This is a genomic window from Bacillus sp. KICET-1 (assembly GCF_027721405.1).
Lineage (GTDB): Bacteria > Bacillota > Bacilli > Bacillales > Bacillaceae > Bacillus > Bacillus velezensis.
Genome location: NZ_CP113515.1, coordinates 244,889 through 258,966, shown reverse-complemented (window position 1 = coordinate 258,966; position 14,078 = coordinate 244,889). Strand labels below are relative to the sequence as shown.

Genomic DNA, 14,078 nt, shown 5'->3' with positions numbered 1-14,078 from the left:
TTTTTGTGTTTAAAGATATGTTTCTTAATCTTAATAGGAGAGATACTATGGAGGACAAACTATGGACAAATTCGTTTATGGCCTTAATAACAGCCAGTTTTTTTATGTTCTTCAGTTACTATATGTTAATGGCTGTATTACCAATGTATGTAGTTGACATAATGAATAAAAGTTCAATCAGTGCCGGAATTATTTTAACAGTATTTATTATTGGCTCAACAATTGCAAGATTTTTTATTGGAAATTGCCTCGATAGTTTTGATAGAAGAATATTATTACTAATATCCTCTATATTATTTTTAATTGCTAACCTTTTATATTATGGAGCACAGACATTTGAATCTTTGCTATTGCTTAGAATATTTCATGGTTGTACTTATGGTATGATGACTACAACTCTAAGTACAATTACAGCCGAACTTGTTCCAAGCTCAAGAAAGGGAGAAGGCATAGGATACTATGGCACTGGAATGAGCCTTGGAATGGTACTAGGTCCTTTTGTAGGTCTATATATATTCTCAAATTTTGGAGTTCACGAAATGTTTTTAATTGCAACAGTATCTTCATTTTTAACATTTTTGATAGGTATGTTGGTTCAAGTTCCTCGCATGAATAAAGAAGGGAAAATAAAAAGAAAAATTAAGTTTTTTGAGAGAGCTGTTTTGAAAATTTCTTTTATAGCATTTTTATTAGCACTTGGATACTGCTCGATCAGTTCTTTTTTGTCTCTGTATACTGAGGCTATGGATGAGCCCCATGCTGGTGGTTATTTTTTTCTATGTTATGGGGTTGCAATGATTATATCTCGTCCTGTAATTGGAAAAATATTTGATAAGGCTCAAGGGAAAAAAATTATAACTGTTTCATATTTTGTTTATATCTGTGGAATGTTATTGCTTAGTTATTCCTCTTCATATGTAGATTTTTGCATTGCAGGTTTATTATTGGGGATTGGTTTCGGATCTGTATTTTCTTGTTTGCAAACCATTATGGTGAATAGTGTTAATTCCTCGGCTCTAGGGACAGCGAATTCAACCTATTATTTATTTTTCGATAGCGGAATTGCATTAGGTTCTTGTTTATTGGGGCTTTTGGTGAATATTTTGGGATTTCAGTGGATGTTCAGAATTTCAAGTTTAATTATTTTTTATTCATTTCTGTTCTTCTATTTGTTCTTTATTAGACAGACAAATGTTCTACGAATAAATAAAGGTAAAGGAAGAGATAGTTCCTTGAATTAAAATATTTAAAAGGAATGATAACAAATTAATTTGGTTCGATTTAAATTGAAGATTCCTAATATTAACTGAATTCGAAAAATGATCGCAAGTTTTTCTATTTCCCATTTGGAACAGTCCCATTAGAATTATTATCTGACTCATATATTCAGTATGGTCTGTCAATCGTAGCTATAAATGAATAGAACATGGATCGAATTTGCTGTAATTAACTTGAATAACTATTTGATTTTATCTGAAATGCTCATGAGGCCCTATCAGATAGCCCTTATCAGTTTACTCAACTGATAAGGCCTGATTTATTTATAAATAAGGTGTGAGGGGGTTATCTAAGATGGAACTCACACTTTCCTTACTACAATGTGATTTCCTCATTTCCTTCAAGCACCATTCTCAACTGCTCCACCTCACCTCGAATCCCAATCCCCGGCTCCCACGAATCAATCAGACGAATTGCTTTCTGATTCGATTCTATTGCTTTCGTTTTCTCTCCTTTTCGGTACAACAGCTGTGCCATTCCATAATGATAATAGATCAGTTCAACTTGATTGGCGTTGTGTTTGTCATAGAGCATCTGTTCAAAGGCTTTTTCCGCTTTTTCGAGTTGATCACACTTGACGTAAGCCATGCCCAGGTTGAAATAGGCTTCTATCGTTTTTTCGCCGCCGTATGCGGCGCTGGTTGTGTTTGCCGCTTCGTATAATGTGATGGCTTCTTCATAGTGAGAGCGGGCGAAACTCAGGTCGCCGCGGACCAGAAGAACCCTGTGCCGGATAATGGGCGAGACGGGCTGATCTTTGATGCCGTCCAGCATTGCTGCCGCTTTGTCCGGATCTCCGGTTTTTAACAGCAGCCTCGATTGCAGGGCGATTCCCCATACTTTCAAGTCATCGTGATCCGGTGCGCCTGATTGTTCGAGTATCTTCAGGCCGGCTTCTATTTGCCTGAGAGCTCCGTCTGAATCGTTGACTTCCATCAGCGCCCAGCCTGCCGTGTCGATCCTGAAGTAGGCTTCCCGTGTGTGTTCGCCTGATTGATGGGCGGCATCGGCGGCTTTTAATCCGTATTCGATTCGCTGGGGCAGGTTGATTCTGCTTAGAAAATGGCTGATACGGATGATGAGTTTGATCAGGATGTCATGTTGTCCGGTTTCGCCCGACCATTCGATGACCTTTAGGATGTTCGGCCATTCCTTTTTCATTAGCTCTAAATTCCGTCCCAGCAGATAGCTCCAATAGACGGAATTCGGCTTTTCCCGTTTTATATGGGTTTCCGCATAATCCATATAATAATGCGCCCAGCGGCTTCGGGCTTCTTTTGCAAAATCAGGATTTTCGGATAAGTGCTGTTCTCCGTAAGCGACAACGGTTTGATGGGCTGCGTATTGAATTCTTCCTTCGCTTCGTTCCGGCTGTATTAAAGCATATGACCGCATTTGCTCAATCGCGTAATGAAAACGGCGGGCGTCTAATCCGGCCGCTTGAGCCAAGCTTTTTTCGTCAGGGGGCTTAGCGAAAAAGCAAAGCGTCTGCCATAGTTTCCGTGTGTCTTCATGACATCTGTTCCATGTGCGGCCGAAGAGAACCTCAAACAATTCCAATAATGAGTAACCCGCTTGTTTAAGCTCTTGAATGAGCTGGGGAGCGGGGATGTCGTCGTCTGACATGTAAGCGATGCTCAGTGCCATGGCCTTCGGGTTGCCGGCGGCTGCTAAGATGAATTCATTTTTAAGGTCAGGCGATAGCTCCAACAGCTGCTCCAGCTTTTCCCGTTTTTGCGGGAGGTTGCATGTTTGCAGACAGCGGTGCACTTCTTGATGGAAAAATTCAAGGGCATCCGTTTGTTCAAGGCCGCTCAGCTGGATGGCCGCCAGTTCCCCGAGGCCGTCCCGGTATGTCTGTTTTACGTTTTCCCGTGCGGTAAGGAGGACTTTTACGCCTTGCGGAAGGCCGATGATAAATTCGTGAATGTCACGTTCCGCTGTATCGATGCTGTCAACGATCAGCAATACCGGTTTTTTATTTGAATGAGCGGCTAATGCATTGCGGACGACGAACCGTTTTTCGTTGATTGATTTATCGATTTGTTCGGTGCGTCCGAGCTGATAGGCGATCGTGTTTAAAAAATCGCTGAAGCTCAATCCTTTCCAGTCAGCGCTGATCCAGATGATGCTGTTGAATGCTGGCCAGTCTGGTGAACTGCCGGCACAAAGGTAGGCTGCTTCAAGAGCGATCGTTGTTTTCCCCATGCCGGCCCAGCCTGTGATTAAACAGACCGGTGACGGAGACAGCATCCATTGCCGGATCGCCTCTATATCAAAGTCGCGGCCGATAAAGTTTCCCGTCCGGCGTGACGGTAAGTTATGCGTGACGGAGTTTCTTGTAAGCGCATTCGTTTCGTGGCTTGGTCTGTCATGAAACAGCCGCTTTACTGCTTTTTCAACATCGTCATCACTCGGCGCTCCGAATGATCCGTCTTTCCGGAGTATTTTTGCTTTTTTTAGACAAGACGCCGTCCAAACGGGCAATGCGGGTTTGATGACGGGAATGGTGGTGGTTTCCAGAAGATCGGTCAGCCATTCAGAATCCATATCAGTCTTTTCTATAATGATCCAGATCATGCCGAACAGCTTTCCGTCGTCAATTCGTCCGGGAATGTAGTTTCCGCCCATCTGTCCGATCCAGCTTTTGATCGTGTTAGAGGAAACGCCTAATCGGAGTGCGATTTGATCTATATAAGACTGTCCTGTTTTTTCGTTCTTTTTCCTTCTGACTTTATAATCAGGATGAAGTTTCAGCGATTTGACGGCAGGTGCCAGCAGTTCTGCAAAATGTGTCCGGTTTTCAAGTTCAGCCATTAGCCTGCACCTCCTATTAGTACTATTTTATCAATTCAGTGTTTTTTGTATATGAAAAAATAAAAAGTACAGTGCGGCTGTCCTTTTATACAGCAGGAAAGGCTGTTGAACGTATGGAAAAGCAGATAAAATAGGGGCAGTAACAGAGAAAACAAAAATGTATGCACTTACATTTCAAAGCAGAGAAAGGATTTTGCCAAATGACTCACACAGTGCCTCAAAACATGAAAGCGGCGGTTATGCACAACACGAGAGAAATCAAAATCGAAACATTGCCCGTGCCTGACATCAATCATGATGAAGTGTTGATTAAGGTGATGGCTGTCGGAATTTGCGGATCTGATCTGCATTACTATACAAATGGCAGAATCGGCAATTATGTAGTGGAAAAACCATTTATCCTCGGTCATGAATGCGCGGGAGAAATTGCCGCCGTCGGATCGGCTGTCGGTCAATTTAAAATAGGAGACCGTGTCGCCGTCGAACCCGGTGTCACATGCGGACGCTGTGAGGCGTGCAAAGAAGGGCGTTATAATCTTTGCCCGGATGTACAGTTTTTGGCGACACCGCCGGTTGACGGCGCGTTTGTCCAATATATCAAAATGCGTCAGGACTTTGTTTTTTCGATTCCGGATTCACTTTCCTATGAAGATGCGGCTTTGATCGAACCGTTTTCTGTCGGCATTCATGCGGCCGCGAGAACGAAGCTTCAGCCCGGTTCAACGGTTGCGATCATGGGCATGGGTCCTGTGGGGATGATGGCCGTTGCGGCAGCGAAAGCATACGGGGCAGGCACAATTATTGTGACCGACTTGGAGCCGCTGCGGTTAGATGCCGCGAAAAAAATGGGCGCGACGCATGTCATCAATGTCCGGGAACAGGATGCCGGTGAAGAAATCAAAACGATCACGAATGGCAGAGGCGTTGATGCTGCCTGGGAAACAGCGGGGAATCCGGCGGCATTGCAATCCGCACTGGCTTCCGTGCGCCGGGGCGGAAAACTGGCGATTGTCGGTTTGCCTTCTCAGAACGAGATTCCGCTCAATGTGCCGTTTATTGCAGATAACGAGATTGATATATACGGAATCTTCCGTTATGCGAATACGTATCCGAAGGGAATTGAATTTCTCGCTTCCGGCTTAGTGGACACGAAGCATCTTGTAACGGACCAATATCCGCTGGAGAAGACGCAAGAGGCGATGGAACGCGCCTTTCAATACAAAAATGAATGCTTAAAAGTGATGGTGTATCCAAATCGCTGAGTGAACGGGGAGGGTCTTTGCATTCTCCCTCTTGCTTATCAAAAATGAAAACGGATTCTTGGGGTGGGAAAAGATGATTGAAACAGAAAAAGCAGCGGCAGTAAAGACGAAACATCGCGGCCTGTCCTGGATGGAACGGATCGGCTACGGATTCGGCGATATGTCGTACAATATTATCTTTCAGTTTGTAAACGCATACTTATTATTCTACTATACAGATGTCGGCGGCATTAAGCCTGCGGTCATCGCAGCTTTGTTTCTTATCGTAAGGGTGCTGGACGCTATTTTTGACCCGATTATGGGCGTGATTCTAGACAAGACGAATACAAGATGGGGAAAGGCAAGGCCGTATCTTTTGTGGGTGGCGTTTCCTTTTGCGTTATTTACGTTCTTATGCTTTACGACTCCTCATTTCGGCGAGACGGGGAACATGGTTTATGCGTACATCACTTATATTCTGCTTGGGATGTCCTTCAGCATGCAGACGATTCCGGTCAACAGCTTAACGGGTCGGATGACGAATTCCGTGGAGGAACGGACGGTTCTGACGACGACCCGGATGATTTTGGTTTATATCGGAATTCTGTTATCGATTTCCTGTGCGACCCCGCTTGCGGACGCCATCGGCGGGAAAGATCAGGCGTTCGGATTTCAGATGACGGCGCTTATCTATGCGGCGGTGAGCATCGCGTTGAATCTGTTCAGTTTCTTTACTGTGCGGGAACGGATTCAGCCTGAAAAAAGAAAAAAACAAGGAATGAAAAAAACGTTGTCCGTTTTGTTCCGAAACAAGCCTTTGCTCATTTTGGTTTCTGCATTTTTGGCGTTTGCGATTGGGTTTAACATTAAGCTCAGCACGATGGTGTACTATTTTACGTATAACGTCAGCCATAAGGAATTTGTATTTTTAGGAACCGTGTTGTTTTTCGGCGCAGCGCTGATCAGCAATCTGTTTATTCCTTTCTTTTCTGAGAAGCGGGGCCGGAAGCAGGTTATGATCATCACGGCGGCGCTATCGCTGATTTCTTATGCGGGCCTTCAGTTTACATCGTATTCTTCGCTGCCGCTTATTTTCTTTTGGCTTTTCGTTTCGGGATTTTTTACGACGCCTTTAAATACGCTTGCTTGGGGAATGGTTGCCGATTGTGTCGATTATGCGGAATGGAAAACCGGAGTCCGGGCTGATGGCGTGGTGATTTCGAGCATGAGTTTCATCAATAAGCTCGGAGTTGCGTTAGCCGGGTCATTTTCGGCCGTTTATCTCGGAATCGCCGGATATGCCGCGAATACCGATCAGACGGCCTCGTCATTGAATGCGATTAAAAATATGAATGCGCTCATCCCGGGATTGTTCATTCTGCTGTCTATTATTCTTATTTCTTTTTATCCTTTAACTGAAAAAAAATATCAGCAGATGATGTCTGATCTGGAACAAAGGGCTGCCAGATAAGTATACGTAAAATTTAAAATATTCTATGTAAACGGTTGTATTTATGACAGAAAGCACTATACTGAAACTATAATCGAGAATTGATAAATGAGTGTGATAATGTGGGAAGCCAATCTGTTATTTGTATTGGAGAATTGTTAATTGATTTCTTTTGTACCGATGTGGATGTTGATTTGACGGAAGGGCGTAATTTCTTAAAAAGTGCCGGTGGCGCACCGGCGAATGTGTCGGCAGCCATTGCTAAGCTGGGCGGAGACGCGGCTTTCAGCGGAAAAACAGGCAAAGATCCGTTCGGGTATTTTCTGAAGCAGACATTGGACGCCGCACATGTCGATACCTCTATGCTCGTCATGGATGAGAAAGCGCCTACAACGCTTGCGTTTGTTTCATTAAAACAAAATGGGGAGCGCGACTTTGTGTTTAACAGAGGAGCGGACGCTTTGTTCACGCTGGATGATATTGATCTGGAAAAGGTAAACGATGCCAAAATCCTTCATTTCGGGTCAGCGACGGCATTGTTATCTGATCCGTTTTGCTCAGCCTATTTACGGCTGATGTCGATTGCGAAAGACAATGGACAGTTTATTTCCTTCGATCCTAACTACCGTGAGGATTTATGGAAAGGAAGAGTTTCAGAGTTTATAAACACCGCAAAAAAAGCCGTTGCCGTAAGTGATTTTGTGAAAGTCAGTGACGAAGAGCTTGAGATCATCAGCGGTGCGAAGGATCATAAAGAAGGTGTTGCGGTTCTTCATGAGCTCGGGGCCGGCATTGTTGCGGTGACACTCGGGAAAAGCGGTACCCTTCTTTCAAATGGGAAGGATATTGACATCATTCCGAGCATTCCGGTGACATCAATAGACTCAACGGGAGCGGGAGATGCGTTTGTCGGCGCGGCGCTGTATCAGCTGGCGCGCACGGATGAGATTCAGACGGCAGCCGAAGATTTTGCGAAGCTGCGTGATATTGTCTCATTTGCCAATAAGGTGGGGGCGCTCGTGTGCACTAAAATCGGTGCGATTGATGCTTTGCCGAGCTTAAAAGAGGTTGGAGTGACTCTGTAAAATATCGAGGATGCTTCTTGAAAGTCATCGGACTTCGGGAAGCATCCTCTTTATTTAGGTCTGAAACCCTTTTCGATATACGGTATACTTTAGAAAAGCATCCAGTAAATTGAACCGATGTGAAGTACATACAATCACGTTTTTATCAGTTCTGAGTAAAACCAAGTTTCTGCTGCTGCCGTCATGTATAGTGTGACGGCCCATGATATTGAACCGCGGAGGAATGTTTTTCATGAAACATGTTTTTCTTATTGTGCAATGCGCGTTTTCTGTTTTTTGTTTTTTATGTCTCGCCGCTGTGAATTGGTATCAGGGGAGTGAGCTTGTTTCTGATTCGTTTGATTGGAATGATACGGCGAAATTTTCAAAGCTTTTGAATGGGACGGATACGATTACAAGTCCTGAACAGATTTCGCAGCTTGATTTCTTTGTGTATGCTGCGAAACATTATCCGTTAATGAGCGGGTTGATGATCGGGCTGTTTGTTTATTTTTTGTTCTCACTGTATCTGCTCATAAAGAATTTCCGCCGGCACAAATGGGCTGAATGAGACTATTTTCATATAAAAATACATAAATTAAAGAGAAAATGAAACTTTTTTTGAAAAAAACAGTATAGATAACTGTGAACTTGTTACTATTTAATTTTGGGAGGAAAATGAAAAATGAGTATTTTAGGAAGATTTAAAGACATCATGTCAAGCAATATCAATGCGCTGCTGGATAAAGCTGAAAACCCTGAAAAAATGGTTGATCAATATTTGCGGAATCTGAACAGTGATTTAGGAAAAGTGAAAGCGGAGACGGCTTCTGTCATGGCTGAGGAACAGCGGGCGAAAAGAGCGTTAACAGAATGCCAGGCTGATGCCGAAAAGATGGAAAATTATGCGATGAAAGCATTGCAGGCCGGCAATGAAGCTGATGCGCGGACATTTTTGGAAAGGAAAGCGGCTGTTGAATCAAGACTGACCGAGCTGCAAACGGCTTATCAGCTCGCTTCATCCAACGCGTCTCAAATGCGCAAAATGCATGACAAGCTTGTCGCTGATATCGGAGAGCTTGAGTCGCGCCGAAATGCCATCAAAGCGAAGTGGTCTGTGGCAAAAACGCAGGAGAGAATGAACAAATTGGGGTCCTCTGTGTCAAATGCGGGCCAATCGCTGACAGCTTTCGGCAGAATGGAAGACAAGGTCAACCAAGCGCTTGATCACGCCAATGCGATGGCTGAGCTGAACGCGTCTCCGAAAGACGATATTGACGAGCTGACGGCTAAATATGACAGCAATCAAAGCAGTGTCGATGATGAATTGGCGGCGCTCAAGCAGAAAATGCTTTTCAGTAAAGATCAATAGACAGCGGGCTGCAGCTTTGTCCGATATAAAGAGAAAGTGAGAGAAACAGAATGATCATTTCTTATAAATGCCCGAACTGCGGCGATGATATGGTCTTTGACAGTTCATCCGGCATGCTGACATGTCACAGCTGCGGGCGGCAGGATCAGATTGAGAGCCTGCCAAAAGAGTATATAACGACGAGATTTTCCGAAAATGAGGCGAACGAGTACCGCTGTGAGAATTGCGGCGCGGTATTAATGACTGAGGCGGAAACGACGGCCACGACGTGCGGGTTTTGCGGAGGAGCCGCCGTTCTCGCCGACCGATTATCGGGAAATCTCGCGCCTTCGATGGTGATCCCTTTTACGATCAGTAAAGAAGAGGCCATGAGCGCTTTTAAAAAGTGGTGCCGAAACGGCCGTCTGACACCGAAAGGATTTATGTCTGCCGACCGGGTGAAGAGCATAACCGGCATGTACGTGCCGTTTTGGATGTTTGATTTAAACAGCAAGGTTCAGGTCAATGCCGTTTGTACGAGAGTGCATCACTATGATGATGGAGAATACCGGGTGACGGAGACCGAGTATTACAACGCGTACCGCGATATCAATCTTGATTATCTCAAAATTCCGGTCGACGCTTCAGAAAAAATGAATGATGAATTAATGGACAAATTGGAGCCTTACTCATACAGTGAGCTGAAGGAGTTTAATACGGCCTATTTAGCGGGATATATAGCGGAAAAGTACAATTATACCGATGACGATCTCTTTCCGCGCGCGAAGGATAAAATCAGCCATTATATTGATTCTTATATCAGATCCACCTTCTCCGGATATACGACGGCTGACATTACGGATGAGCAGATTCAGACCGATAAAATCAGCAGCTTTTACGTACTGCTTCCGGTCTGGATGGTCAGCTACGACTATGAGCGGGCTGAGCACATTTTTGCGATGAACGGGCAGACGGGCAAGGTTGTCGGCAAACCGCCGATCAGTGCCGGAAAAGTGGCCGCGTGGTTCGGCGGCATAACCGCCGGTGCGTTTGTAGCATTAAGACTCGTCTCACTTATGATAGGAGGCGGTTTTTGATGAAAGTATCCATAAAAAAAGCGTGTCTCTTCTGCTTCGTCCTTTTTCTGATGCTGTCTTTTTCTTTACATACATCGGCGTCTGCCGCGGAACAGAAGCAATATGTTTATGACAATGCTCATTTATTAACGAAGGATGAAACGAAGAAACTTGAGGAATTGGCCGGGAAGCTGGGGGCAAAGCGCCATACCGATTTTATCATTCTTACCGCAAACGGAACGGGCGGTAAGGACATCGAGCAGTACGCCGGTGATTTTTATGACAGTCATTTTAGCGGAAGTACGGCGATATTGACCATTGATATGAAAAATCGGGAAGTATTTATCTCCGGATATAAAAAGGCGGAGACGTATTTGAATAACAGCCGGCTGAATACGATCAGGAATACGATCTCGTCAGATATTTCCGCAGGCCATTATGAAAAGGCGTTTCAGACCTACATCAAGATGGCTTATAAAGATATGGGGAAAAGCCCGGACGACAAGTCTGACAATCTGCTGCTCACATGGTGGTTTCAGCTCATTATTGCCGCAGCCGCGGCCGGAATCGCCGTCACTGTGATGGTGTACAATTCCGGCGGCAAGGTCACCGTCACCGGCAGCACGTATATGGATCACGATACGTCTGAAGTGCTGAGCCAGCACGACACATATATCCGAACCGACGTTACAAGAGAAAAAAAGCCTGATAAAGATAATGACAATGACGGCGGAGTCACGAGGGGCGGCACGAGTTACAGCGGAAGCAAGGGAAGTTTTTAAATTATATGTAAAGGATTTGAGCATACATGGGTTTTTTCAGAAATCAGTTAGCAAATGTGGTGGAGTGGGAAGAATTCAGAGACGACATGGTTTTCTATAAATGGAACAACCGTGAAATTAAAAAAGGCAGCCGTCTGATCATCCGGCCGGGACAGGATGCCATCTTTTTATACAACGGGAAGATTGAAGGGATTTTCCGTGATGACGGCGATTATGATATCGAATCAGAAATCATTCCGTTTCTATCTACACTAAAAGGGTTTAAGTTTGGTTTTAACAGCGGCATGCGGGCTGAAGTGCTGTTTGTGAATACGAAGGAGTTCACCGTGAAGTGGGGCACAAAAAACGCTATCAACATTCCGGCGGCAGGTATGCCGGGCGGTATGCCGATCCGCGCAAACGGCACATTTAACTTCAAGGTCATTGACTACATCGGATTGATTGATAAGATTGCGGGTGTCAAAGACAGCTATTTAGTGGAGGACATTAAAATCCGGATTACGTCTATTCTCGATCAGCTTTTGATGAAATGGATCACCAGAGAAGGAAAAGACATGTTCAATCTGCAGTCGAATTCCTTTGAAATCGGAAAAGGGATTCAAGAAGATCTTGATATGCAGCTGATCGGAGACGGCATGTCGATTACGGGCTTCAATATTATGAGCTTTAACTATCCGCAGGAAGTTCAGGATATGATTACGAAAAACGCTTCTTACGGCATGGTGGGCGATGTGAACCGCTATCAGCAGATTTCCATGACGGACGGAATGTCATCCGGCAAAATGAACGGAAGCGGCGCCGCCTCCGACATGGCGGGCATGATGATGGGAATGAATGTGGCAAATCAAATGATGAACCAAATGAATCAAAATCAGCAGAACCAGCCGCAGCAAGATCAAAGTCAGCAGGATCAGGGGACGGCACCGGCAAACGGCTCGGAAGGAGCGGCTAAGCCGAAATTCTGTCCGAACTGCGGAACGAAAACGGAAGGCGCGAATTTTTGCCCGAATTGCGGACAGAAGCTTGCCTGACGATATACGAAAAAGAGGCCTTTTTGGGGCCTCTTTTTTTTGTCATGATTTCATCGTTTGAACGATGAGGGATGTCAGCGCTTTAGAACCCTCAGGTATGAGATGGACGCCGTCCGGTGTGAAGTATTCAGGGTGCTGCAATGCTTTTGCGTGCCAATCGACAAGCGTCACATTTTTCCGTGACTCGGCCTGCCGGCGCAATGATTCGTTTACTTTGCTTTCCCACTGCCGCGGCACACGTGTGTTGACAAGATAGATATCGGCTTTTGAAAAGGAGCTGATCAGTGATTCAATTTGGCTGTTTGTGAAATAGCCGTTCGTCCCTAACTCGATGATGACCGCTTTGTTCGGCTGATTAAATGACGCATATTCCGAAGTGAGCCGGAGTGCTTGAGAGACTTGTCTTCCTACCTTTCCGTCGATGGTGACATGAGGGAGGGACTGCCGCAGGTATGACGCAATGTCCAGCATCACCGAGTCACCGATGGCCAGCACGTCTTGCTGAGGCTGTGTTTGTTTTGAATCAGCCGTTTTTTGAGATGACCGTTCCTTTTTCTCTTCGTTTTTCTTTGTATTTGATTTGTCTGTTGGTTCTTTCTTGTTTTTGTCTGACGCGGTGTCCGTTTTTTCGCCGCCGTGTTTTTTCTTGCTGTCTTCTTCTTTTGCAGGCTGATCGTGATCGGCCGTTTTGTGCGAAGAGGCGGCGGTTTCTTGCTGATCATTTTGCGCGTACGTCCATTGCGGCTGTTTTTTCTCTTCGGCTATCCCTGACAGCCCGCCCGCAAATACGAGAATGGCGGCAAGAATGAGGCCGAGCGACATTCTGCTGATGACAGAGGACGTCTTCCATTCCAGAAAGCGGTTCAGAAACACGCGGCGTAAAAATGGCCGGAAGCCCGCAGTGCGGATCGGCTGTTCAATGAAATGGTAAGATAGCTCGGCAAGAATGAAAGTGGCGTCGATTCTGACGGCGCAGTGCCAATAAACCGGATTTCCGATTTCCTGTACGGGTGTGCTCAGCACGATAACCGGGTAATGCCAAAGATAGATTCCGTATGATCTCGTTCCGATCCAGCGAAGCGGCTTCCATGAAAGAACATGTCCCAAAAAGCTGCTCGGATGGCATAAACATGCGACAAGAACCGCTGCGGTGATGCTGATCAAAAGCATGCCGCCCTTGTACAGGAAGGGTTCATATTCATCCGTGTAAAAGACGCAAAGCAGCAGCGCGGCAAAAGCGGCAAGCTCCGTCCCGTGAAGCAGGTGTTTCATGCTGCTAGGCAGCCGTTTGGAAGATAATCGTTTCATCGGCCACACTAAAGCTAAAGCGCAGCCGATCAGCAATTCAAATGAGCGGGTATCCGTCCCGTAATAAACGCGGCTCGGATCTCCGCCGGGCACATACATCATACTCATCACGACTGCTGAACATAACGCGAGGAACATGACCGCGGCCGCAAGCCGGGCCCGTGTTTTACATATGTACATTCCCGCAAGCAGCAGGAAGGGCCATATGATATAAAACTGTTCTTCAATCGCCAGCGACCAAAGGTTTTTTAATGGCGAAGGGGAGCCGAAGCTGTCGAAATAAGAAAGTTGATGAAAGATAAACCACCAATTGCTTATGTAAAAAAGTGAGGAGACCGCATCTCCGCGTACGGTATGCAGGAGCTCGCTGTTAAACAATACGACCCAAATGACCGTCGTGATAATCATGAGATAAGCCGCCGGCAGAAGCCGCCTGATCCGGCGCACCCAAAAATCACGCAAATCAAGGGTGATGGCATTGCCTTGGGCAGGCAATATAATAGATGTAATTAAATACCCCGATAAAACAAAAAAGATATCAACACCGATGAAACCGCCGTCGGCCCAGTTAAAATTCAGATGATATGCGATAACTGCGAGGACGGCAAAGGCGCGAAGTCCATCCAGTCCGGGAATATAGCGGTGATGCAGTGACTTGTCTGACATGGTATTCCTCCAAT

11 protein-coding genes are annotated in these 14,078 nt (G+C 45.5%); 9 read left to right on the top strand and 2 right to left on the bottom strand.

Annotated elements, in window-relative coordinates:
* Positions 1–47 precede the first annotated feature (47 nt).
* Positions 48–1,241: an MFS transporter gene (locus OVA33_RS01240; protein ID WP_017418995.1), complete on the top strand. Its 1,194-nt coding sequence runs from the start codon at positions 48–50 to the stop codon at positions 1,239–1,241.
* Between the two features lie 352 nt (positions 1,242–1,593).
* On the opposite strand, the gene OVA33_RS01235 is transcribed toward OVA33_RS01240, so the two are convergent.
* Positions 1,594–4,095, bottom strand: coding sequence for a tetratricopeptide repeat protein (locus OVA33_RS01235; RefSeq protein ID WP_063637035.1), 2,502 nt, complete (start codon positions 4,093–4,095; stop codon positions 1,594–1,596).
* A 200-nt stretch (positions 4,096–4,295) separates the two neighbouring features.
* Here OVA33_RS01235 and gutB point away from each other — a divergent pair, with 200 nt between their 5' ends.
* From gutB to OVA33_RS01195, 8 genes are all read left to right on the top strand, one after another.
* On the top strand, positions 4,296–5,357 hold the full coding sequence (gene gutB, locus OVA33_RS01230) for a sorbitol dehydrogenase (protein WP_017418997.1): 1,062 nt from the start codon (positions 4,296–4,298) through the stop codon (positions 5,355–5,357).
* Positions 5,358–5,430: 73 nt separating this feature from the next.
* The gene (locus OVA33_RS01225) at positions 5,431–6,807 is read left to right on the top strand and encodes an MFS transporter (protein WP_032864386.1); all 1,377 of its coding nucleotides are present in this window, start codon (positions 5,431–5,433) and stop codon (positions 6,805–6,807) included.
* Between the two features lie 101 nt (positions 6,808–6,908).
* Positions 6,909–7,871 (top strand): carbohydrate kinase family protein, encoded by a 963-nt coding sequence (locus OVA33_RS01220; protein WP_020955430.1) that lies wholly within the window; start codon positions 6,909–6,911, stop codon positions 7,869–7,871.
* A 232-nt stretch (positions 7,872–8,103) separates the two neighbouring features.
* Positions 8,104–8,421: a YjdJ family protein gene (locus OVA33_RS01215; protein WP_017419000.1), complete on the top strand. Its 318-nt coding sequence runs from the start codon at positions 8,104–8,106 to the stop codon at positions 8,419–8,421.
* Positions 8,422–8,535: 114 nt separating this feature from the next.
* Positions 8,536–9,222, top strand: a complete 687-nt coding sequence (locus OVA33_RS01210) for a PspA/IM30 family protein (RefSeq protein WP_017419001.1) — start codon at positions 8,536–8,538, stop codon at positions 9,220–9,222.
* 50 nt (positions 9,223–9,272) lie between these two features.
* Positions 9,273–10,298, top strand: a complete 1,026-nt coding sequence (locus OVA33_RS01205; protein WP_017419002.1) for a TFIIB-type zinc ribbon-containing protein — start codon at positions 9,273–9,275, stop codon at positions 10,296–10,298.
* Positions 10,298–11,059: a TPM domain-containing protein gene (locus OVA33_RS01200; RefSeq protein WP_014417077.1), complete on the top strand. Its 762-nt coding sequence runs from the start codon at positions 10,298–10,300 to the stop codon at positions 11,057–11,059. The genes OVA33_RS01205 and OVA33_RS01200 overlap by 1 nt, the downstream gene beginning before the upstream one ends.
* A gap of 26 nt (positions 11,060–11,085) precedes the next feature.
* Positions 11,086–12,090 carry an SPFH domain-containing protein gene (locus OVA33_RS01195; RefSeq protein ID WP_007609810.1) on the top strand — a complete coding sequence of 335 codons (1,005 nt, stop codon included), beginning with the start codon at positions 11,086–11,088 and terminating at the stop codon, positions 12,088–12,090.
* A 42-nt stretch (positions 12,091–12,132) separates the two neighbouring features.
* Here OVA33_RS01195 and OVA33_RS01190 read toward each other — a convergent pair whose 3' ends face one another.
* Entirely contained in the window at positions 12,133–14,064 is a 1,932-nt protein-coding gene (locus OVA33_RS01190) for an acyltransferase family protein (RefSeq protein ID WP_128974188.1), read from the bottom strand.
* Positions 14,065–14,078 lie beyond the last annotated feature (14 nt).

What these genes read in the sequence shown, in the direction of transcription:
- OVA33_RS01240 (WP_017418995.1), top strand. Translation starts at nt 48, where the DNA reads ATGGAGGACAAACTATGGACAAATTCGTTTATGGCCTTAATAACAGCC.
- OVA33_RS01235 (WP_063637035.1), bottom strand. Translation starts at nt 4,095, where the DNA reads ATGGCTGAACTTGAAAACCGGACACATTTTGCAGAACTGCTGGCACCT.
- gutB (WP_017418997.1), top strand. Translation starts at nt 4,296, where the DNA reads ATGACTCACACAGTGCCTCAAAACATGAAAGCGGCGGTTATGCACAAC.
- OVA33_RS01225 (WP_032864386.1), top strand. Translation starts at nt 5,431, where the DNA reads ATGATTGAAACAGAAAAAGCAGCGGCAGTAAAGACGAAACATCGCGGC.
- OVA33_RS01215 (WP_017419000.1), top strand. Translation starts at nt 8,104, where the DNA reads ATGAAACATGTTTTTCTTATTGTGCAATGCGCGTTTTCTGTTTTTTGT.
- OVA33_RS01210 (WP_017419001.1), top strand. Translation starts at nt 8,536, where the DNA reads ATGAGTATTTTAGGAAGATTTAAAGACATCATGTCAAGCAATATCAAT.
- OVA33_RS01205 (WP_017419002.1), top strand. Translation starts at nt 9,273, where the DNA reads ATGATCATTTCTTATAAATGCCCGAACTGCGGCGATGATATGGTCTTT.
- OVA33_RS01200 (WP_014417077.1), top strand. Translation starts at nt 10,298, where the DNA reads ATGAAAGTATCCATAAAAAAAGCGTGTCTCTTCTGCTTCGTCCTTTTT.
- OVA33_RS01195 (WP_007609810.1), top strand. Translation starts at nt 11,086, where the DNA reads ATGGGTTTTTTCAGAAATCAGTTAGCAAATGTGGTGGAGTGGGAAGAA.
- OVA33_RS01190 (WP_128974188.1), bottom strand. Translation starts at nt 14,064, where the DNA reads ATGTCAGACAAGTCACTGCATCACCGCTATATTCCCGGACTGGATGGA.